This is a genomic window from Niabella sp. ZPM-14 (genome assembly GCF_055693045.2).
Genome location: NZ_CM181148.1, coordinates 2,512,165 through 2,533,974, shown reverse-complemented (window position 1 = coordinate 2,533,974; position 21,810 = coordinate 2,512,165). Strand labels below are relative to the sequence as shown.

At 46.7% G+C, this 21,810-nt stretch carries 17 protein-coding genes; 14 read left to right on the top strand and 3 right to left on the bottom strand.

Features of this window, described 5'->3' with window-relative positions; translation table 11 throughout:
• The first annotated feature begins 32 nt into the window (after window positions 1-32).
• The 5 genes from ACU37H_RS10675 to ACU37H_RS10655 all read left to right on the top strand — a co-directional run bounded on the left by ACU37H_RS10675 (window position 33) and on the right by ACU37H_RS10655 (window position 3,630).
• Window positions 33-968 carry an alpha/beta hydrolase gene (locus tag ACU37H_RS10675; protein WP_472701526.1) on the top strand — a complete coding sequence of 312 codons (936 nt, stop codon included), beginning with the start codon at window positions 33-35 and terminating at the stop codon, window positions 966-968.
• 119 nt (window positions 969-1,087) lie between these two features.
• Window positions 1,088-1,582: a Uma2 family endonuclease gene (locus ACU37H_RS10670; protein WP_472701527.1), complete on the top strand. Its 495-nt coding sequence runs from the start codon at window positions 1,088-1,090 to the stop codon at window positions 1,580-1,582.
• Between the two features lie 73 nt (window positions 1,583-1,655).
• Window positions 1,656-2,267 (top strand): acyl carrier protein phosphodiesterase, encoded by a 612-nt coding sequence (locus ACU37H_RS10665; RefSeq protein WP_472701528.1) that lies wholly within the window; start codon window positions 1,656-1,658, stop codon window positions 2,265-2,267.
• A 126-nt stretch (window positions 2,268-2,393) separates the two neighbouring features.
• A complete protein-coding gene (locus tag ACU37H_RS10660) occupies window positions 2,394-2,954 on the top strand; it encodes a DUF2911 domain-containing protein (RefSeq protein ID WP_472701529.1) in 561 nt (186 codons plus the stop codon).
• 16 nt (window positions 2,955-2,970) lie between these two features.
• Window positions 2,971-3,630 carry a DUF2911 domain-containing protein gene (locus ACU37H_RS10655; protein WP_472701530.1) on the top strand — a complete coding sequence of 220 codons (660 nt, stop codon included), beginning with the start codon at window positions 2,971-2,973 and terminating at the stop codon, window positions 3,628-3,630.
• Between the two features lie 100 nt (window positions 3,631-3,730).
• Here the strand turns inward: ACU37H_RS10655 and ACU37H_RS10650 are convergent, their stop codons facing one another.
• On the bottom strand, window positions 3,731-4,186 hold the full coding sequence (locus ACU37H_RS10650; protein WP_472701531.1) for a hypothetical protein: 456 nt from the start codon (window positions 4,184-4,186) through the stop codon (window positions 3,731-3,733).
• A 626-nt stretch (window positions 4,187-4,812) separates the two neighbouring features.
• Here ACU37H_RS10650 and ACU37H_RS10645 point away from each other — a divergent pair.
• The 3 genes from ACU37H_RS10645 (at window position 4,813) to ACU37H_RS10635 (ending at window position 8,140) form a co-directional block, all read left to right on the top strand.
• Complete coding sequence (locus ACU37H_RS10645; protein WP_472701532.1) at window positions 4,813-5,952, top strand: cystathionine gamma-synthase; 1,140 nt, start codon at window positions 4,813-4,815, stop codon at window positions 5,950-5,952.
• 71 nt (window positions 5,953-6,023) lie between these two features.
• The gene (locus ACU37H_RS10640) at window positions 6,024-7,313 is read left to right on the top strand and encodes a Fic family protein (protein WP_472701533.1); all 1,290 of its coding nucleotides are present in this window, start codon (window positions 6,024-6,026) and stop codon (window positions 7,311-7,313) included.
• Window positions 7,314-7,339: 26 nt separating this feature from the next.
• The gene (locus ACU37H_RS10635) at window positions 7,340-8,140 is read left to right on the top strand and encodes a TIGR02757 family protein (RefSeq protein WP_472701534.1); all 801 of its coding nucleotides are present in this window, start codon (window positions 7,340-7,342) and stop codon (window positions 8,138-8,140) included.
• Between the two features lie 148 nt (window positions 8,141-8,288).
• On the opposite strand, the gene ACU37H_RS10630 is transcribed toward ACU37H_RS10635, so the two are convergent.
• Entirely contained in the window at window positions 8,289-8,954 is a 666-nt protein-coding gene (locus ACU37H_RS10630; RefSeq protein ID WP_472701535.1) for a sterol desaturase family protein, read from the bottom strand.
• Between the two features lie 464 nt (window positions 8,955-9,418).
• On the opposite strand from ACU37H_RS10630, the gene ACU37H_RS10625 reads away from it, so the two are divergent.
• Window positions 9,419-11,191: a right-handed parallel beta-helix repeat-containing protein gene (locus ACU37H_RS10625; RefSeq protein WP_472701536.1), complete on the top strand. Its 1,773-nt coding sequence runs from the start codon at window positions 9,419-9,421 to the stop codon at window positions 11,189-11,191.
• Between the two features lie 27 nt (window positions 11,192-11,218).
• On the opposite strand, the gene ACU37H_RS10620 is transcribed toward ACU37H_RS10625, so the two are convergent.
• Window positions 11,219-12,463 (bottom strand): serine hydrolase, encoded by a 1,245-nt coding sequence (locus ACU37H_RS10620; protein ID WP_472701537.1) that lies wholly within the window; start codon window positions 12,461-12,463, stop codon window positions 11,219-11,221.
• 262 nt (window positions 12,464-12,725) lie between these two features.
• Here ACU37H_RS10620 and gcvT point away from each other — a divergent pair, with 262 nt between their 5' ends.
• The 5 genes from gcvT to ACU37H_RS10595 all read left to right on the top strand — a co-directional run bounded on the left by gcvT (window position 12,726) and on the right by ACU37H_RS10595 (window position 21,761).
• On the top strand, window positions 12,726-13,832 hold the full coding sequence (gene gcvT / locus ACU37H_RS10615) for a glycine cleavage system aminomethyltransferase GcvT (protein ID WP_472701538.1): 1,107 nt from the start codon (window positions 12,726-12,728) through the stop codon (window positions 13,830-13,832).
• A 107-nt stretch (window positions 13,833-13,939) separates the two neighbouring features.
• A complete protein-coding gene (locus ACU37H_RS10610; protein ID WP_472701539.1) occupies window positions 13,940-14,665 on the top strand; it encodes a 2-phosphosulfolactate phosphatase in 726 nt (241 codons plus the stop codon).
• 761 nt (window positions 14,666-15,426) lie between these two features.
• On the top strand, window positions 15,427-19,188 hold the full coding sequence (locus ACU37H_RS10605; RefSeq protein WP_472701540.1) for a DEAD/DEAH box helicase: 3,762 nt from the start codon (window positions 15,427-15,429) through the stop codon (window positions 19,186-19,188).
• 125 nt (window positions 19,189-19,313) lie between these two features.
• On the top strand, window positions 19,314-19,589 hold the full coding sequence (locus tag ACU37H_RS10600; protein WP_472701541.1) for a hypothetical protein: 276 nt from the start codon (window positions 19,314-19,316) through the stop codon (window positions 19,587-19,589).
• A gap of 1,413 nt (window positions 19,590-21,002) precedes the next feature.
• Entirely contained in the window at window positions 21,003-21,761 is a 759-nt protein-coding gene (locus tag ACU37H_RS10595) for a MerR family transcriptional regulator (RefSeq protein ID WP_472701542.1), read from the top strand.
• Window positions 21,762-21,810 lie beyond the last annotated feature (49 nt).

The following is a 21,810-nucleotide window of genomic DNA, read 5'->3' as shown; positions in this document are numbered from 1 at the left end:
GAAAATTTTAACTATCTAATCAAGAAACAACTATGATCCGATTACTGGTTTTGATCACAGGGCTACTCTGGGGTCCGGCAGTTGCCGCGCAGGTAGAGGAGGCGTTCACTTTGCCGACATCAACAGGAAGCTTGTACGGTACGCTGGTGATGCCTGAAGGTCAGGATACGTTCGATGTCGTTATCCTGCATCCGGGATCGGGTCCTACCGACCGGAAGGGCAATAATCCTTTAGGCGTCAATGCCAACAGCTATTCCATGCTCGCCAATGCGCTGGCAGAACATAAGATAGCAACCCTACTGATTGATAAGCGGGGTATTGGCCAAAGCAAAGAGGCGGGTAAAGACGAGTCCAAGCTCGTTTTCGACGACTATATAAAAGACCTGGAGGCCTGGGCCGCCCTCCTGAAAAAAGATCGGCGAACCCAAAAGCTGGTATTGGCCGGTCACAGCGAGGGCGCCTTGATCGCGCTGGTAGCCGCGCAGCGGGTAAAGGCAGATAAGTATATTTCCATTTCTGGTCCCGCCAAGCCAATCGATCAAATCATCAGCTGGCAGCTAAGGCAACAGGCGCCGGCGCTGGCTGCTCCTGCCGAAGCGCTTTTTGAACAGATGAAAAAAGGAGCGCCCATCGACTCCGTCCCGCCACTATTGTTTTCCTTGTTTCGCCCCAGTATTCAGCCTTACATGATCTCGTGGATGAAATACAATCCCTGCGAAGAGATCAAAAAAATGACGACCCCGACGCTGATCCTGCAGGGAACCCACGATTACCAGGTGCAGCAAAGCGAAGCAGAGGAGCTTCACGCCTGTAATAATAAAAGTCAGCTGGTTCTGATACCGGAGATGAATCACGTGCTCAAAAAATCAGCGAAGGACCTGGCGGCCAACCGCGCCACTTATACCGACCCGTCGTTGCCGATCGCTGCCGAATTGGTTACTGAAATCGCCGGTTTTGTCAAGGAGTAAAGCGATCAGACGAACTGTTGCTTTTAGCAGTGAAATTCACTTAGCGGATTATTTTGTAAATTGCCTCTATGGGACTCAGGTTATCCGAAAGAAAATACCGGCGGCCGCCGAAAACAGCCATGGAAGTATTTGAAATGCTTCCCGAAGGCACGCTTGCGGAAGTAATCAACAATATACTTTATACGTCACCTGCGCCAACTTATGAACACCAGCACCTGCTAAGTAAACTGCATACCATGATAAACATTCATGTTATAGAAAACGATCTGGGCGAATGTGTGTTTGCTCCGGTGGATGTTTACCTTGGCGATAATAATGCTGTGCAGCCCGATATTGTTTTTATTGCACGAGAAAATCTGAACATCATTAAAGACGGTAGGATAAAAGGCCCTCCGGACCTGATTATAGAAGCGTTATCTTCCGGTAATAAGAAACATGACCTACAGGTAAAGAAATCTTTGTATGAAACCTATGGCGTCAAGGAATATTTTATTATTGATCCTGCTACTAAAAAGGTAATCAGCTATTATTTAAGTGATAAAAAATTTGTTTTACAGGAAAGCAAAAGTGGAAAATTAAAATCCAAAATATTAAGCAAAACAATTTCATTTTAGGAGAATGCGTGTTTGATTTTAGACGGGACTGTCTGTCTTACTTTCCATTATACAAAACCATAGTGCACGATAAATGAATTACCTCGCCCATGCATATCTGTCTTTCAACGATAAAGAGATATTGCTGGGTAATATGATCAGCGATTTTGTAAAAGGGAAAAAGCAGTTCGACTATCCTCCACCTGTGCACAAAGGAATCGTTTTACATCGCGCCATCGACGATTTTACAGACACCCACCCGGTGACGCAGGAAGCGAAAACCGTCTTCAGGCCTGATTACAGGCTGTACAGCGGCGCGCTCGTCGATGTGGTGTATGATCACTTTCTTGCACTGGACGAGAAAGAATTTAATGAGGATCATCATTTACTGGAGTTCTCGCGCGCTACCTACCGACAATTGAATGAGCAGCAACAGCTCATGCCGCGTCCGTTCGCGCAAATGTTTTATTACATGGAGACACACAATTGGCTCTATGGCTATCGGACCAGGAAAGGCATTTATCAAAGTTTTGGAGGATTGGTGAAAAGAGCCGCATATTTGCAGGAAAGCGCTCCCGCGATCGAGGTGTTTGATCAGCATTATAACTTTTTGAGGGACTGTTTTGATGCCTTTTGGCCAGATCTCAAACTTTTTGCCTATAACACCTATCTTCAGATACTGGAAGATAGATCTCCGGATGCTTAATCGAAAAAGATCGGGGGAACAACCGACCGTCGGCGTATCCCGTTAGCACCGGGTTCGCATATCAGAAAACGTTGAACATTTGATCATCGAAAATCATATGCTATCACTAAAAAATAGAGTATTCCAATGAAAAGATGTCTATTTCTCCTGATCTGTATTTTTTCAGGCTGGTCACTTCTACATGCTCAGCAATGGGCTCCGGTCGATCAATCGCCCCTGGATCAGATCTATTATCCCGCCGGTTATCCTTCCTTAAAAGTGAAGGGCTCAAAAGAGCCGCTCAGGATGCGTATCATTTATAGCAGGCCTAACAAGAACAACCGCGATATTTTTGGGTCGCAGATTGTTCCCTATGGCAAAGTATGGCGATTGGGCGCCAACGAGGCGACTGAGCTGCAGTTATTTACCGAAGCCAGGATTGGCGGCAGGAAAGTGCCCGCCGGGCGTTATACGCTTTATGCCCTGGTGAACGAAAAGACCTGGACTTTCATCGTGAATAAGGAAACAGATACCTGGGGCGCGTTCAAATATGATCCGGGCAAAGATGTTTGCAGGGTCAATGCGACAGTTAAAACGCTGGAAAAGCCCATTGAAGCACTAACGATCAACCTGGAAAAGTCCGGCAACGGAGTTGACCTGGTGGCCGGATGGGATTCAGTGTCTGCAGCGCTGCCCATTTCATTTTAAATTATTAAAAGCAAAGATGTATTTATTCAATAAGAGAAGTGCGTGCTGTCTGCTGGCGACCGCTTTGTTGTTCGCCGCGTGCAAGGAAAAGAAAACGCCTGCGGCGGAAAGTCCTGTGGGGCAGGATAGTTTGAGCGGCCATCCGGCCGTGCAAAACCAGCCGATCGTGGAAGACAATAATTTGTATGCCGACGTGGATATTTCTCCCATGGACATGAGTTATTTTCCGCCGAAATATCCTCAGCATAAAATAGCCGATCCAGGCGTAGCACCGCCCGTGATGCGGGTCATTTACAGCCGGCCACATCTGCAGGGACGCCGCCTGTTTGAGAGCATCATTCAGTATGGTCAAACCTGGAGGCTGGGGGCCAATGAAGCAACGGAACTCAATATCTTTCAACCGGTGACCATCGGGGGTAAGAAGATCCCCGTGGGACGTTATTCCCTGTACGCTATACCCCGTGCAGGCTACTGGACGATCGCAGTCAACAAAGATCTCGATCTCTGGGGATTGAAGCAGGATTCAACATTGGACGTAGTGAGGGTGGAAGTGCCGGTAACCTATTACAACCCGGTCATGGAATATTTTACAATGGTATTTGAAAAGACAGCTACCGGGGCCAACCTCGTCATGGCCTGGGACGATGCCTTGGCGAAGCTGCCGGTTAAAATATAGTTTGGGAAATTAGCGCAAAAAAAAGGGAGAAGATAAGAATACCCCCTCCGTTGTTTTACATGAGAAAAAATTAAAGTTTTCACCGCGTCCGCGGCTGAGACTACTTGTCGCCTCTTTTATATTTTTTTACTACTTCCGAGTCTCCCGTGCCATTCACGTTGACATGCGTGTAGCTTTTATCATCTTTTAATACGATCCGGTAGTTCACTCCATTGTGATTGGATATTTCTGTCACACCCCAGATCTCCTTGCCCTGGTAGGCCTTTTTCACGTTATACAGGATATTGGATGGCAATCCATCTTCCTTGTAATAACGGATCGTTTGAACAAGGTTGCCTTTTGCATCTAATAAAGCACGTGTTTTCACGTCGTCAGAAACAAAATATGCTTCAAAATAGCTTCCGGTATTGGTCCAGCTCACATTATCCGCGTCTTTAAAAATTAAGCTGAACGTTTTAAGCACTTTCTCATTAACAGGTTCTGCTATTGTTGTCGCGGCGGCAGCGTTAAACGTTAGTACAAAGATAACGGCCGCTGATAGAATTAAGTTTTTCATTTTGTTAATTTTTAATGATTTATGAATTTTGTTTTATTGTTTTTAATTGTTTCACAAACATACGATCCGGCACTCCTTCGGGTCAACTGCAAACAGGTTACTCAACGTAAATAACCGGTGAATGGCAGAATTTTCGCTGTGAAATCGGCCAGTTTTAATTGATCCCGGTCAATATTCTGAATTGCTGACTTTGTAAAGATATCTCGCTGAAACACTGAAAATCAAGTAGAAAATGACTAACGGCAAGCGCCGGAGTGTTAAATTATTTTAACGAATGAGTGCAATCGATAGAAATTCTCAATGAAAGGCCGAAAACGCCTATGAGCGGTAAGGCCCGCGCCAGCTAAAACCGCTGTTAATGAGCCGCTTTGGGACGAACGGCAAAAACTAAGAAGCTTTTCGTACTTTTCAGATGATAGATCATACAGAAAGAAGGACGTGGGCGGGACGGAAAGTCGGTTTACTTTTTTTACCTTGCAGCTATCAGTTCGCCATAAATTGCGGTGGACCATCAAAACACCGGGCCAGATTTTGAACAAAACCGTTCAAACCAGCTCAAATAAGTGTCCACAATCGTGCAAACCCCCAAAACAAGCCCGGATCCAGCCGGGCACAAAAACAAGATTATGAAGCTCGATACAAAAATTATTCATGCCGGCACAGAACCCGATCCCTCCACCGGAGCGATCATGACACCCATTTTTCAAACTTCAACGTACGTGCAAAGCGGACCCAACGAACACCAGGGCTATGACTATTCCCGGGCAGGTAACCCTACTCGTACCGCCCTGGAGAAAGCGTTTGCGGAACTGGAGAACGCGCGGCATGGTCTGGCTTTCAGTAGCGGCGTGGCGGCTACCGATGCTGTAATGCGGTTGCTGAAACCCGGGGATGAGGTAATCGCCTCTAAAGATATGTATGGAGGCACCTATCGGCTTTTTTCCAGGTTGTGGTCTGATTTCGGAATAGGATTTAATTATGTTGACACTACCGATCTGCAGGCAATAAAGGATGCGCTTACAGAGCGTACTAAAATGATGTGGATCGAAACACCCACGAACCCGCTGATGAATGTAACGGACATCAAAGCCGCCGCCGCAATGGCGAAAGATGCCGGTGCGTTGCTGGTGGTTGATAATACCTTCGCTTCACCTTATTTGCAAAATCCGTTGGACCTGGGCGCCGATATTGTGATGCACTCCGCCACCAAGTACCTGGGTGGCCACAGCGACGTGATCATGGGAGCCCTGATGATGAATGACGACGACTTAAAAGAGAAGCTGTTCTTTGTTCAAAAAAGTGCCGGCGCCGTGCCCGGGCCGTTCGACTGTTTCCTGGTGTTGCGCGGCATCAAAACGCTGCACGTGCGCATGCAGCGACACTGCGAGAACGGGCGGAAAGTAGCCGCGTTCCTGGCGGGTCATCCAAAGATCAAAAAAGTACACTGGTGCGGCTTCGAAGATCACAAAGGACACGATATTGCGCGGCAACAAATGCATGACTTTGGGGGAATGATGAGTTTTGAACTGAAGGACGAATCGGCTGAAGCCGCCAAAAAAGTGTTGACCGGAACCAAAGTAATCGCGCTCGCAGAAAGCCTGGGTGGCGTTGAATCACTGATCAACCACCCGGCCACCATGACCCACGCCTCCGTGCCCCGTGACGAGCGATTGAAAAACGGGCTCAGCGATTCCCTGATGCGGCTCAGCGTCGGAATTGAAGACGCCGAAGATTTGATCGAAGACCTCCGGATTGCGATCGGCTAAGCCCGCTTCGCTGACGTACCGGAACAAAGTCAGTTCAGAAAATGAATCAAATCAACTAAATTTGACCTTTTTTGCCAATTTTAACACCAATGGAAGGAGCGGCCACCAAAACAATACAGGAAGATCCATTAAGACAACTGATCCAGAACCTTAATAATAATTATGTTCATCGCGAGAAATTCCGCGATATGCAATTGCCGGTTGATGGTAATCGCGACGAGATCTGGCAGCGTACCATCAACGAAAGACAGCAGGGATACACCCGTAGTCTGAACAGCAAAAATATTCGGCTGAGCTGGTGGATCAGCAACGCCCTAGAAGCCCAGCTGCACCGGTTGGATATCGGTTTGGCCGGCGGGCGCGACCTGCAGGCGCTGCTGGAAAACAAACATACCCACAGGCATAAAACCGGCGCGCTGCTGGATGAAAGCATCACTTCTGCACAGCTGGCTGGTGCCGCAGTGAGCAAAAAAGCCGCGAAAGAAATGCTGCTCAAAAAAAGGGTTCCTGAAAATGTGAACGAGCAGATCTGTATGAATATTTTCAAGGCGCTGCAAACGGGGTACGCCAAAGCAACAGAACCCCTCACGGAGTCCTCGTTACTCCAGCTGCACCAGTTGCTTACAAGAGATACAATCAAGCTGAAGGGGGTGGGCAACTATCGCACGAACAATAAAGTGGACACTTCCTCCATCGATAACACGTCCAACTACAAGCCGCAGGACGCCAGCGAATTGGGAGCGCTGGTGCCGGTGATCCTCCATCTTTACAATAACGACACCGAGCCGTTTTTCATTCACCCGCTCGTAAAGGCTGCGATCATTCACTACCTGGTCGTCTATATCCGGCCTTTCAGGGATGGTAACGGCCGCCTGGGACGGCTGCTTGCGCAGATGTACCTGCTGAAAAGAGACTACTGGGTGGCAGAATTCCTGTCGGTATCGAACGTAGTGTCTAAATTCAAACTTCCTTATCACAAGGCGATCGTTCAATCCCAGACAGACGATAATAACATCGGCTACTTCATCCAATTTTATGTGCAATGCGTGCAGATGGCTTACAAATCGCTAAAGGATTTGGTGCACCGGATCTCCCGGGAAAAGGGAGAAAAAGCAGCTGTGAAGCTCCCCGGCTTCAACGAGCGCCAGACAGCCGTGATCCATTGGCTCAAAGAAGACCCGGCCAAGGTAGTCACCATCCGCGAGCTGCGCTCCGTTTACGGCGTATCAAAAGAGACGGCCAGAACAGACCTGACAGCACTGGTCGAAAAGGACCAGCTTCAATACTATCACATCAATAAGAAAACCTATGCTTTTGTAAAAGGCCCGGCTTTTGAAACCCTGTTACAGCAGTTGCAATAGCATTATGATATTCCAGTTAAGAAAAGATGAGCAAAGCTCCGATGAAAGAAGGTCTTAAAGAGTTTTTAGATAAAAAGGCGCGGCAATATGAGCAGCCTGGCTTTATAAAGGACGATCCCATTTGCATTCCGCATCGGTTTAGCAAAAAGCAGGATATTGAGATCGCGGGTTTTTTTGCGGCCATCCTGGCCTGGGGCAACCGTAAAAGTATCATCAATTCCTGCACACGCCTGCTCGGCTGGATGGACGACGCCCCTTATGATTTCATACTGAATTTTACCGAAGAGGATCTAAAGCCCTTTCTGGGGTTCAAACACCGGACATTCAACGCAACGGACCTGTTCCACTTTTTTGACTTTTTAAAATACCATTACCGGCAGCAAGGAGAAACGTCGCTGGAAACGGCTTTTTCGAAGCACCTGCCACGGGACAGCCGTGACATTGAGCCGGCGTTGATCGGTTTTTATAACACCTTTTTCAACGAAGACACTTTCCCCGATTATCCACGGCGGACGCAAAAGCACATAGCAAGTCCTTACAAAAAATCAGCCTGTAAGCGGCTGAATATGTTCCTGCGATGGATGGTCAGGAGCAGCCGGAAAGGAGTGGACTTTGGCTTATGGACTAAGATACAACCCTCGCAGCTGATTTGCCCTTTAGACCTGCATGTCGGCCGGGTCGCTAAACACCTCGGGCTACTGCAGCGGCCCAACAGCGACTGGCTCGCCGCGCTCGAATTGACACAGCACCTGAAGGAACTCGATCCGGACGATCCGGTGAAGTATGATTTTGCTTTATTCGGACTGGGAGTGGTGGAAAAGTTTTAATTACCTGGTCTGACCCTGCCCGAAAGATCGGATCAGGCGGACGTCCCCGGTCTGACCAATAACCCGCGCCACTTCTGCTAAGGATTCAAGCGGGCTGAAAACACTGGTGCTACGCTTACCTGAAGATTTAAAAAATGGAATGGATTTGCTATTTCTTCCCGAACATTAGCTCCTTCACCTTCTCTTTATCCTCTTTTTCTTTTTTCAGATCGAACATGGTTCCAAATACATGGTCCCAGATCGTGCTGCTCACACCAAATCCCTTGTGCTCATCTTTATAATGATGGAGGTGATGGTTTCTCCACAAGCCTTTCATCCATTTAAATGGAGGGTTCCAGGCGTGGATAGCATAATGCATCGTACCATACATCAGGTAGCCAAGCATGAAGCCAGGAAAGAACATAAATGCATGATGGCCCAGCAAAAGGTAAAATAAGCTGAACAATACCGATGCAATGATGATACTGGGAACAGGGGGCATGAAAAGACGCTGCCTGTCGCGGGGATAATGGTGGTGATTGCCGTGCATCACGTAAGCGATCTTTTTAGCTGTAGGATTATCGCTCACCCAATGGAAAATGAAGCGGTGGGCAATGTATTCGAAGAACGACCAGAAAAACATCCCACAAAAAAAGATCAGGAACACATAGGCCACCGAAAAGTGCAGCGTTGTAGCGCTATAATATAGGAGATAGGAAATGATAGGAATATAAATGCCCCAAATCACGAGAGGGTGCGTTTTCGTAAGCATTTCCAGGTAATCATTCTTAAAGAGCCTTGCTTGTCCCTTGTTATGAATTTTTTCAAATTTCATGCGTCAAAAATACGTCAAAAAGATAAAAGCCTGAGAGCATAGCGCTCTAATGTTGTTAATTGGCTATCAATGTCTGCAAAAATGATACGAATCAATCTGCAATGACAAAAGCTGCAAATCTTTAACAGGAGAACATCAAATTTTGTTTAGCAAAACCATCCCGTCGCCTTCATGTCGTTTTCCGAAGAATTACATAGTGGAAGACAGGAGGGACGTACACTTTCTTTTCATTCGCGATCGCGCGGCGGATACACAGAAACCCATAGACCGGTTTTCGATCGTTTCTTTTATTCCGAAAAGATCTGTTGTTCGGATGTTAAAACTGAACTTCTATGTATTTTTTGGAATAAGTTTAGACCATTTCATTATATAATATTTTTATATTGTGTCATAAAGGCACTGGATCATATTCCAGCCAAAACTAAGAACGACTGAAAACTGCCTGATCACATCATTTTAAGAATATGGTTAGAGGACTATTAACTGCTGTTTTACTGTATTGTACAACTGTTGCCGCTGCGCAACAAATCTTCCACGTATCGCCCAACGGGAGTGACCAGCATTCCGGATCGGAAGCAATGCCGTTGCGGACCATTTCAGAGGCGGCGAAGCGGGCTATGCCTGGCGATGAAGTCCTGGTTCACGCCGGAACCTATCGTGAATCGATTCATCCGCCTCGTGGCGGATCGTCCAATGACAAGCGGATCACTTACCGCGCCGCCGGTGATGGAAAAGTGGAGATCAAAGGTTCGGAGCAGATCAGCAACTGGGCAAGAATCAAGGGTGATGTGTGGAAGGTTACTTTACCTAATTCCTATTTTGGCACATTCAATCCTTACAACGACCGCATTGCCGGGGATTGGTTTCACACCCTGAACCGGTTTCACCACACGGGCGCTGTTTATCGCGAAGGTCACTGGTTGTTGGAGGCCGCTCGCCTGGAAGAGGTGTTTAAACCTGTCGGAAGGCATCCGCTTTGGTTCGGGTTTGTAGACGAAGCAAATACCTACATATGGGCCCAGTTCCCCGGTTACGATCCAAATGAAAACCTGACAGAGATCAACGTCAGGCAAACCGTCTTTTATCCTGAAAAAACAGGGATCAATTATATCACGATCAATGGCTTTTCGGTCAGTCACGCGGCCACCAACTGGGCGCCGCCCACTGCGGAGCAAAAGGGAGCGATCGGTACCAACTGGAGCAAGGGCTGGATCATTGAAAACAACCATGTAACCTATTCGCGTTGCACCGGCATTACGCTGGGAAAATATGGCGACGCGTATGACAACCAATCCGAAGATGCTGCCGAAGGATATGTCGAAACAGTAAAGCGCGCGTTGAAAGCCGGCTGGAACCGGGAGCAGATCGGCCATCACATCGTGCGGAACAATGAGGTGTCCTACTGCGAACAGGCCGGAATAGTAGGAAGCCTGGGAGCGGCCTACAGCACCATTGAAAACAATCACATTCACCATATTCACCGGGACCGCTTGTTTAGCGGTTTTGAGATGTCTGCCATAAAATTTCATGGAGCAATCGACGCCCGGATCCGGAACAATTACATCCACCATTCGGTATTAGGCATCTGGCTCGACTGGATGACGCAAGGTACCCGGGTTTCTGCCAACCTGCTGCATGATAACGACCGTGACCTGTATTTCGAAGTAAACCACGGTCCGTTTCTCGTGGACAATAATGTTTTGCTCGGTAAAGTGGCTATTGATAACTGGTCGCATGGCGCCGCCTTTGTTCATAACCTGATTGCCGGCAGGGTGCAGGGCCGGTTGCACGATAAAAGAGAAACGCCTTATTTTGAGCCACACGACACGAAAAACATGAAGCTGGCGGCCTTTTCAGGAGAAGGCGACTGGCAATTCCGAAATAATATTTTTATCAACGCCGACCTCTCGGCCTACAACGGGCCGGATTTTAAAATGATCCGCGAAGGAAACGTTTTCGTGAAAGGGATCCACCCACAACTTTCGTTTGACAGCGAGACCGCGACCTTGACGGTGCCTCCGTTTGGTTCAGACTTCGTTCGGGAAAATGGCGCACAACTCATCACGACCGGGGTGCTGGGTAAAACAGACCTGGTTCAGCAGTTTTACGAGGAGCCTGACGGAAGCCCCATCTCGATCGACAAGGATTATTTTCAGCGTCCTCGCAAAGTAGTTGTTCCCGGTCCGTTTTCCAACGGCATGGAAGAAGGGATCAGGTTCAGGCTATGGCCAAAGTAAAAAAGCACATTTCATCCGGCATCAGCGTTAGTCGTATTGCAGTTTCCATTGGCTGAGGTCCGGCTGATGTGCCCGCTTTCTTTTCAGTTCGTAATCATAAATTTTTTCTCCCACCTCCCGGAAGAACGGGTATCCTGTTTCTACATACTCGTATTTATCGTCGTTCAATACGCCGTCACTATTGACGTAAATGCTGCCGCTCAGCATGAATTCAACGTTGTGCTCAAAGTCGACGATATAGCAAACATCTGTCAGGAACCCGTGGCTCCAGCCTGTTTTATTAAAGCTGCGAAGGTGTTGGGGTATGGGTCGCTTACCGTCTTTAAAAAGGAAAAATTTGGTATAGCCGTCAAAAAATTCAGCAGTATCGTATTTCGGAAACCGGCTCTCAGAGGGCCTTTCAGACATGTATCGATATAAAATCTTATAATCATCCTCCGTAAGGTTAAACCTTCTTTGAGGCGACACAGATTGAGGAAACAAGACCGATTGCATCATCTGTTGAAGATCAGGCAACGTCGCCTTATTGTGTGTTGTGAAATCATAAGGCGCTGGCACGAGGCGGTCATCGCCGTCGAGATGCGCCTTTCCCAGCAGGATCTTTTTACTGAAATCAAATTTTGCGAAGCTTTCCGCCGGCGCCTGGGTGTATATCGTTTGTCCGTCCTTCACAAACCGGATCCGGTTTGTATGCCGGTTTTGTTCCGGCGTCGCTTTAACGAAGCGCCTTGTGATGCGCATGTTTGAATAGCCTTTGTTCCACAGGGTCTCATTCAGGTATTGCTGACCGCAAAACTCGTACAGCCGGTTATAAGCGTCGTTGTCGCTCACCAGGAAAATCTTCTTGATATAATGATGAATAGAAGGCAGTCCGTCGGAGGCCGTAGGGTCCGATCGTACAGCCGTTTGGCCATCGTAGCTGCTGTCGGTCAGCATCGCCGTGTATTTGTCGATGCCTTTGCTCCGCAATGCGTTGATCTTTTCCAGCGCCACCAAAGCCGTAGGCAGTTTCACCATAGACGCCGGATAGAAATAGCGATCCTCGTCCACATTAAGATAATAATGCGTAAGTTTTGGCTGGTTGTTTCGATCCCGGTCGATTTTAGTGTAAATAATCTGGTATCTGAAACTGTCTGGTTGCGACAAAATACGAGACAACGCCGGGGAAGCGTCATTGGTTAATAACCGCCTGAGCCAACTGCTGTTTTTTAATTGTGCGTTCACGTTTGTTACCAATAAAGAGCATGAAAGAAAAAGGGCGAGTGGTTTCATTCGTAAGTTTTTAACCTCTTCGAAAATACCCAAAAATAGGTCACAATAACAATGACTTTTTTTAATAGCCGACAGATATTGTATCAAAAGATATTCATAAAATACAGCCACAACTTTTCGTTTAGACAAAGCCGCCCTCTCCCCGGATCAAAAAAACAGGCTAGCGACGGTCTTTTACCCGGGTCTAAAAAAAAGACGGATGGAAAATTTTGTGTACGTTTGGCGCGCAAAAAAGGAGCTATCAAAAAATAAAAAAATACGGATGAAACAAACCCCCTTTACACAAAAACACTTGGCGCTGGGCGCAAAAATGGCAGCATTTGCCGGATACAATATGCCCATCAGTTATATCGGTATCAATGAAGAGCACAATACCGTTCGTAAAACCGCCGGAGTGTTTGACGTAAGCCATATGGGCGAATTCATTTTAAAAGGGGATAACGCGCTGGCGCTGATCCAAAAAGTAACGACCAACGATGCGTCCAAGCTGAAAAAAGGGCAGGCGCAATACAGCACCCTGACGAATGAACAGGGAGGTATCGTGGACGATTTGCTGGTGTATTGTATCGAAGAAAATAAAACATACATGCTGGTAGTGAACGCCGCCAACATTGAAAAAGACTGGAACTGGATCTACCAGCATAACGTACTTCCTTCTGAAGGCGCAGGCGAAGCCGTTGAGATGCACAACATTTCAGACAAAACTGCGCTGCTTGCCATCCAGGGCCCGCAGGCGACGGCTATTTTGCAGTCGCTCACAGACATTGATCTGCTCAACCTGAAGTATTATACTTTCGAAAAAGGCACTTTTGCAGGTGTCGACAACGTGCTCGTCAGCGCCACAGGTTACACCGGAGCGGGCGGCGTAGAAATTTATTTTGAGGATAAGGACGGCGCCGCAGATAAGATCTGGGACGCCATTTTCCAGGAAGGAACGCCCAAAGGGCTGAAGCCGATCGGACTGGCCGCCAGGGATACCTTGCGTCTGGAAATGGGTTACTGCCTTTATGGAAACGACCTGAGCGATATCACCACGCCGCTTGAAGCCGGCCTGGGCTGGGTAACCAAATTCACCAAAGATTTTATAGGAAAAGACATCCTTCAGCAACAAAAAGCCGAGGGCGTACAAAAGCGCCTGGTGGGCTTCGAGCTGGCGGATAAAGGCATTCCCAGGCAGGGCTATGAAATTGTTGACGCTGCCGGGGAGGCCATCGGCGTTGTTACTTCAGGCACGCAATCACCCACTTTAGGAAAAGCTATCGGCCTGGGGTACGTGAAAAAGGAAAAAGCCGGTATAGGCGCCCCGATCTTTATCAAAGTGCGCGACAAGCAATTAGCGGCAACAATAGTAAAAATGCCGTTTGTGTAAAAAAGCGTAATTATAAATTGCGAATCAGGAATTACGTGTTGTCGCGACCGTACTTTGTTCGCACAGTTCTGCCAACTGTCATCTTTCATCTGTCAGCTATTTAAACAATGTCTCAAAAACCCACTCTTTTCACGTCTTTGTCGCCTGCCCTGTTGCATTTGTACGACGTGAAAGACACTGTTGTTGTTGTTATCGATGTGTTCCGTGCTACATCCACCATTGCGTCGGCTTTATACAACGGTGCAAAATGTGTGATCCCGGTAGATGCGGTGCCCAAAGCCGTGGAGATCAGTGTGGAAGTCGGCGGCATAGCCGCGGGCGAGCGCGACGGCAAACTGGCCGAAGGCTTAAGTTATGGCAATTCACCGTTGGAATACACCAAAGACTTTATTGAAGATAAGATACTGGTGCTCACCACAACCAATGGCACGAGGCTGCTGCACATGGCGCTGGTGAACGGCGCTGACGATATCGTTACGGGCTCTTTTCCCAATCTTACGGCCATCTGCAACTACCTGATCAGGCAAAATAAAAATGTGATACTGGCCTGTGCAGGGTGGAAGGACCGCTTTAACATGGAAGATACTTTATTTGCAGGCGCTGTGATCAACCGGGTGAAAGAACACTTCACCATTCATTGTGACAGCTCCTTTATGGCTGAGAATTTATATGTGCAGCACGAAGGAGACCTTTTACAATTTGCTGAAAACCTGACGCACTATCACCGCCTGGTCAACAGGTTTGGTTACATTGATGACATTGAATTTTGCCTGACAGAAGATGTAGCTAACGTTTTGGCTTTATATAAGGAGGGGAAGCTGGTAAAAGCGTAGACCCGCCTGGCAACCGGGAACATTTAATGGCCTTAAAAACGGAGATGACCAGTGGTGGAAAGAAGGTCACGGGTCCGCTTAACAATTGTCCATTTTTAGAAAACACGGGCAGGTAAGATTGATAAACATCAAGATGTGCTATCGCTTTTTCGATCTTATCCGCTTTAATAATCATCGGGAAGATAAGAAGTCCTGAATATTGATGTCGCCGGGAATAGTCGTCGAATAAAGACAACTTCCTGCTGCCAATGATCTTTTAAGCTCATTCCGTTGCCACTCAGGCGCGCTATCTGAATTGTCGCAGGCGTGGTTTTGGTTAATCCTTGCAATCAATAATGATTGAGAAAAAATTGTAGAATCATTTCATGGGAAGCCAGCGGATCGAAGTTCCTCGCCATAATATTTGAGAAACGCTCCATGCTGCTATCTTGTTGTGCCAATGAAATCCGCGACAAGAAAATACAACAAATCAGTAGAACGGAAGCCGCTGCAAAACGGGTGTTGATCATCATTTGTTTTCCTTAAAGATGTAATCCCCGCCCTTTTTTCATAAAAAAAAAGCCAACAAAGGTACCACTTTATTTTCACCTTCGGATAGAAAGAAAAATATTCATCAAAACATTCGGAAAAGCGGAAATCTTTCTTTTATTTTTGCCGATTGTCCTTTGCAAAAACAGACAAGATTTAGTTTACGATAATTAAGAAAACTTGAAGCCCATTTTTTCCGGTGAACTCGGGGAAAGAAAAAGGGGAAAGCATTTATGGCATTACCACATATTTTAAAGCACGTTTATACCAACGGAACAGATGAAGTGATCAGGCGTGGGAAGAAAACACATGCCCTGGGTTTTGTAGAGTTGGTAGAATTTGATAAACTCACAGGGAATATTGTGTTCCGTGTGAAAGACGACACGTATAGCAGCTTTTATAAGGTTTATATTCAAAAGTACAGCGATCCCAAGCAGATCGCGCTCAGGTGCACCTGTCCATACAACCTGGGGGACATCTGCAAACATGAAGTGGCATCGCTCTTCCAGCTGCAGGAACTGCTCGATAAGGGACAGCTGGGTGATGAAGAAGTATATTATGACCAGCGCCACACCGTAGTAAAACCGCGTAATTTGGACCTCCGGTCGCTAAGATCTCTTTGCAGTACCGAAAGCTTTAATGACGCCGAAAAATTTCTTCAAAAGAAAAAAGCCAAGATCGTATCTGCCAAAGATGAGACGGTGAAAGCTACGCTCACCTTGCAGGATAAGGACTATACCGTCGTGATCAGGAAAAATGCCGAAAGGAGTTTCGACACGAGTTGTGATTACGAAGACACAGAGTATCCATTGTGTCTGCCCAAGGTGATTGTGTTCATGCAACTGATTCGCCAGCATGGTCCCGATTACTTCGACACGATCCGCAACCGCGATGTAGAAAAGAACAAGTTGCTCGAAGCGTATGGTTATTCTCTTGCCGACAATCTGAAAGGAAAATTTGAATTTGTATTTAAAGACGGAAAGCCTTTTCTGCGCGTTTTAGATCCGAGCATCAAACGCGTGAATACGCCTGGCGCGCTGACGCCCCGGCCGGCTGCAGCCCAGCAAAAGCAGGAAGTGGTGGCCGAAGCTGATGTCTCTGTTGAAGCGAGCCCTGCGTCTACTACGCGGCTCGGGTTTGTGTTCAACTTCAACAAAAAGACCTTCCCTTATTTTTCGATTGACACGGTTATTGGAGAGGCCAACGAAGAGCAAAACGCATTTGCAGGAAAGGTCGAACTACTCGATATAACTAAATACATAGACGTAAGCCACTACGACGAGAAAGACGTAGCCTTGCTCAACAATGTTAGAAAGCTGCAGGACTCAGAGCTGAGGAAATACATCGCGCGGAATACGCCATTTACCGGAATATTGGAAGAGCCGGTTCCTACAGCAGAGCTGACGGAAGAGGAAGAAAAGCTGGCTACAGAATACCTGCTTCCGCGGATCAAGAAATTACTGGCCGATGCGGGCGACAATCCCCTGGCCTTTATATTGCCTGCGGGAAAAAAGTTCATCACGCAGAATCTGCAGAATGTTGATGCCATTGATACGCCGGTTTCCATCGAGTTTTACATCGATAAGGAAGACGATCATTTTATCTGCGAATGCCTGGTGCGTACGCGGGGAATGGTACATGGAATCGAAGAGAACGAAGCGGCTACCTCATTGATCTATTTATACAATCACCAACTGTTTGCGATGCCCGATGCTGATACGGTAAACCTGGTGCAGCGTTTCAAAGAGACCGGTAGAATCGCAATCTCGCCCGAAGAGTGGCCGATACAATTACATGATTTTATCCTGCCGTTGTCCAGGGATTATAAAACTGATTTTGACCCTTCGTTGCTGCAAACCATCAAAGGCGCCGAACCCGAGGTCAAACTGTTCCTGGCTGAAAAAGGCGACTACCTGGTGTTCCGGCCCGTCTTTTCTTATAAAGGACATGAAACAAGTGCAACCGGTAAAAATGTAATGCTGATTCCTGAAGGTGGAAAAGTGTTGGCGATCCACCGTAGTAAAGAAAAGGAAGAGGCATTTATTCAACGGCTTAAAAATCTTCACTCCAACTTTATTGTCAACGAAGACGACGGTACGCTCGCGCTCAAAGGCGCAGAAATCCTCAAGGAAAACTGGTTCTTCTTATTCGTTGATGCCATGAAAGATATGCAGGTGCCCGTGTTTGGACACGAGGCCTTGCGCAACTTCCGTTTCAACACAGCAAAGCCACAAACCAAGATCTTCATCAGCAGCAATACCGACTGGTTCGATGCCAAGGTCGATATCATGTTCGGCGAACAAAAAGTGTCGATCGCAGAAGTGAAGCGGGCCCTGGCAGCCAAGCAACAGTATGTGCAGCTGAATGACGGGACCCTGGGTATTCTGCCCGATGAGTGGCTTAAAAAATATGCGCTGTTATTCCGAGTAGGCGAGGGGAACAGCAACAAGCTGAAGCTTTCGCAATACCATAAGAGCGTGATTGATGAGCTGTTTGAGCTCAAAAACGAAGAAGAGCTTCAATTTGAGCTCGAGGAAAAATACAGCCGCCTGAAAGATTTTGAACAGATATACGAAGTTCCGGCGCCGGAGCATCTGCAGCCCATCCTGCGTCCTTACCAGGTAGCAGGATTTCAATGGCTGAATTACCTGCAGAACATCAACTGGGGCGGTATTCTTGCAGACGATATGGGTTTGGGTAAAACCATTCAGGCCCTGTCTTTCCTGCAGCATTACAAAACGAATAACCCACAGATGAAAGCATTAGTGGTTTGTCCCACCACGCTGATCTACAACTGGGAAAACGAGATCAAGAAGTTCACGCCGGGCATCACTTATAATATCCATCATGGCAGTACAAGAACGCGGAGTTATGAAGAGATATTAAAGTACGATATCACCATCACCACTTACGGAACGCTGAGGAGCGATATCAAATTATTCCTGAACGTCAAGTTCGATTACCTGGTGCTGGATGAAAGCCAAGCTATCAAGAACCCGGCGAGCAAAGTAACACGTGCCGCTTCACTGCTCAACGCCAAGCATCGCTTGTGTATGAGCGGTACGCCGCTTCAGAACAACACATTTGATATTTACGCGCAGATGAACTTCCTGAATCCCGGTATGCTGGGAAGCATAGAATTTTTCAGGCAGGAATTCGCCATACCGATCGATAAACTGGGCGAAGCCGATCGCAAGGAGCATTTGAGAAAGATCCTGTATCCCTTTATTCTTCGTCGTACCAAGGAGCAGGTGGCAAAAGATCTGCCTGAAAAACAAGAGATGATCCTTTGGTGCGAAATGGGCGATGAACAGCGCCGCATCTATGATGCTTATCGCAATGATTACCGCGATAAAATTTTGGGAACGATCGACAACCAGGGACTGGGCAAATCTCAGCTGACGATCCTGCAAGGGTTAATGAAACTGCGCCAGATCTGCGACTCCCCGGCCATTCTCAACGAAGAAGACGTTTTCGAAAATCATTCTATCAAAATTGAAGAGCTGGCGCGCGAGATCACTGAAGATATGAGCGACCACAAGGCACTGGTTTTCTCCCAGTTCCTCGGCATGTTGGGGCTGATCCGCCAGAAGCTTGATGAATTAGGCGTTAAATACGAATATTTTGATGGTAGCACATCCGCTCCGGATCGGGAAAAAGCTATTCAGAACTTCCAGAACAATGATGAGGTGCGCGTCTTCCTGATTTCTCTGAAAGCGGGGGGCGTTGGTCTGAACCTCACTGCAGCCGACTATGTGTACATCGTGGATCCCTGGTGGAACCCCGCGGTGGAGCAACAGGCGATCGACCGTACCCACCGTATCGGTCAGACAAAGAACATCTTTGCCTACCGCATGATTTGTAAGGACACAATTGAGGACAAGATCCTGAAACTGCAGGAAAAGAAAAGAGCATTGGCCAAGGACCTGATATCGGATGAGTCTGGTTTTGTCAAATCGCTTACCAAAGAGGATGTAGAGTATTTGTTTAGTTAGAACGTTTACCCATACGGTAAAAGAAATAATGCGGGTTGCCGGGCGGGAGAGATTCAACCGCCCGGACACTATGACATAACCGGAGGTGCCGCTTATTCTCAATAGACCTGTATAAAAAGATAAACATGAAATTTCGCCGATTAATATCGCTGTTGATCATCGCAGTCATCCTGGTAGCGTTTTTTACGAATCCCAAGGAGGCTGATTTTTATCAATTTTTACAACCTGCTACCACTAAACTCCAATCGCCACCTCTCATTGAATATAAAAGCAACCTCATCTACTCTAACGGCACAGTCACCTATTTCAGCCCGATGGCGGTTGAAGGAAAACGGATGGCGGCCGCCAGCTCAGAAAAATATATCGGCGTATTTGGCCGTTTCTGGAAACTTAATAATTAATAATATCAAGTGGTAGTCCGCTGTTGACGCGACATCTGGCAATCCTCAGCAATCACAGCAAGGCTCAACATCCCTAAAAGAAAAAAGGTCCTTCCGTGGAAACGGACTGACCTCTAACGATTGCTTGCCATATGAAAAAACGTAAAAATCTATTTTGTCTTCACTCTTCACTTTTTCTTTCTCACTTTCCAACAACCCCTTTGTGTTATTGTTACACAAAGATAGTGAGCAAAAGGGCGCTCACGAAACCAATTTAACGGCGGAAATATTCTTTTCAGGCCCCGATAAATTTTATAACTGATTGATTTGGTTGAATTAATAGCGAAATGTCGCCGTATCTCCAAGGCCGAAAACAACTGTGAAAATGTCCCAAATGAAGCGGATAAAAAGTTTGCTCAGATCATGATAGCTGACTGGTGTTAGGAAATGATACAAAAATAGCAAGGCTATCAACTGGCTAAAGGAGCATCAAATGTCTGTAAAAGAAAAAGGTCCTTCCGTGGAAACGGATTGACCTCTAACGATTGCTTGCCATATGAAAAAAATGTATATTCTAATATCTTCAGAACTTTCGTTCCTGAACACAAAGATACACCCCCGCTCCACATATCAGTAATAAGTTAATGTTAATTTTTGCATCTCAAAATAGGCCCTAAAACGTTGAAACCCTCATCAGTGCTTCGTTTCACGGCTTTTCGATACGTACGTCCAACGGTGGCAGACAGAAGCGTATTGTTGATTCAAAACAAGTAATTTTTGAGGTTTTTTATCAGATTTTCAAAAAAACTTTAAGAAAAAGTTAATCGATATTAAAATTAGTTCTACCTTAGCGAACCTTTATGTCAAACATAAATTTGAAATAAAGATGCACTTGTCTAAAACGTAGGTGAGTGTTGAAAAAAGTGACCTCTAATTGATTGCCTCTAACGATTGCGCTGCCTGAATTACCTAAAAATGTTGATCCGGGTTTCTTCCCGGATTTATTTTTTTCCAAACATACCGAAAACAAAAAAGGTCCTTCCGTGGAAACGGACTGACCTCTAACGATTGCTTGCCATATGAAAAAAACTTAAAAACCTATTTCGTATCACTCTCCGCTGTTCTCTCTGTCACTCTAAAATAACCGCTTGTGTTATTGTTACACAAAGTTAAGCATAGAAGGAGCCGCTATGAAACCAAGTTTATTTCCTTCATCCCTCTTTCAAATAGCTAAAATTTTCTAAAAGCTCTTTACAGGCCTGCATTTCGCGCAGATTCAGACATTATGCCCAAGGTACTTTTTAGGGTTGATTAAGCATTGAAGAAGACTGGCGATGCGTGATTATAAGGCCTTTTTCGATGGCGGAGAGCAGTAGCGCTTCATTAACATTTTCTTGTAAATAAGAATTATGGTAATATTGGTAGATTTGTACCATGGCTAAAACCAATTCTCAATCACAGGGAGCATTTTCCTTTTTCGACGAGGTCGAAAAGGTCGATCCGCAACCCAAACCACGGAAACACGTGCTGCGTCCTCCGGCTCAAATCGAAGTGGAAGAAGAGAAGGAAGCTGCGGCGCCTGCCGAACCCCTACAAGAGGAAGCACCTGCTTCGGGCGAGGTGATGGTTGAAACCGCCGGGGCCGAAATCAGTCTGGAAGATTATTCACCTGATCCCGAGCCGGAAATGCCTCAACCGGTTGCGGCTGCTGAAGATGCTGTTGCTGTTCAAGAGGCAGTCATACAAGAACCCGAAGAACCGGTTACGGAAAATGCGTCTGAAGAAACAATGGTGGAAAGGCGTAATACCCGCGGCCGTAAGTCTGTAAAGGAGCACTCCATTGCGGCGGGTATGGTGGAGATGCCGGATGATGAAGTGTTGTTTTCGAAACAATATTATAGCATGGGCGACGTGACGACGATGTTCCGAGAGAACCATTCACTGATACGGTACTGGGAAAGCGAATTTGATATTCTTAAGCCCAAGAAAAACGGAAAAGGAGATCGCTTTTTCCGTCCTGTTGATGTGAAGAATCTTTACCTGATCTACGACCTGCTGCGTCGGCGCAAGTTCACGATTGAAGGTGCCAGGGAATATCTGAAACATCAAAAGAAAGCCCAGGAAAAATTTACGGCTATTCAATCCCTCGAAAAGATCAAGTCATTTTTCCTGGAATTAAAGGCCACGCTCTAGGCCGTTATTTTGTTTGAGCAGCGCCATCGATTTCGTTGTTTATGCGTTG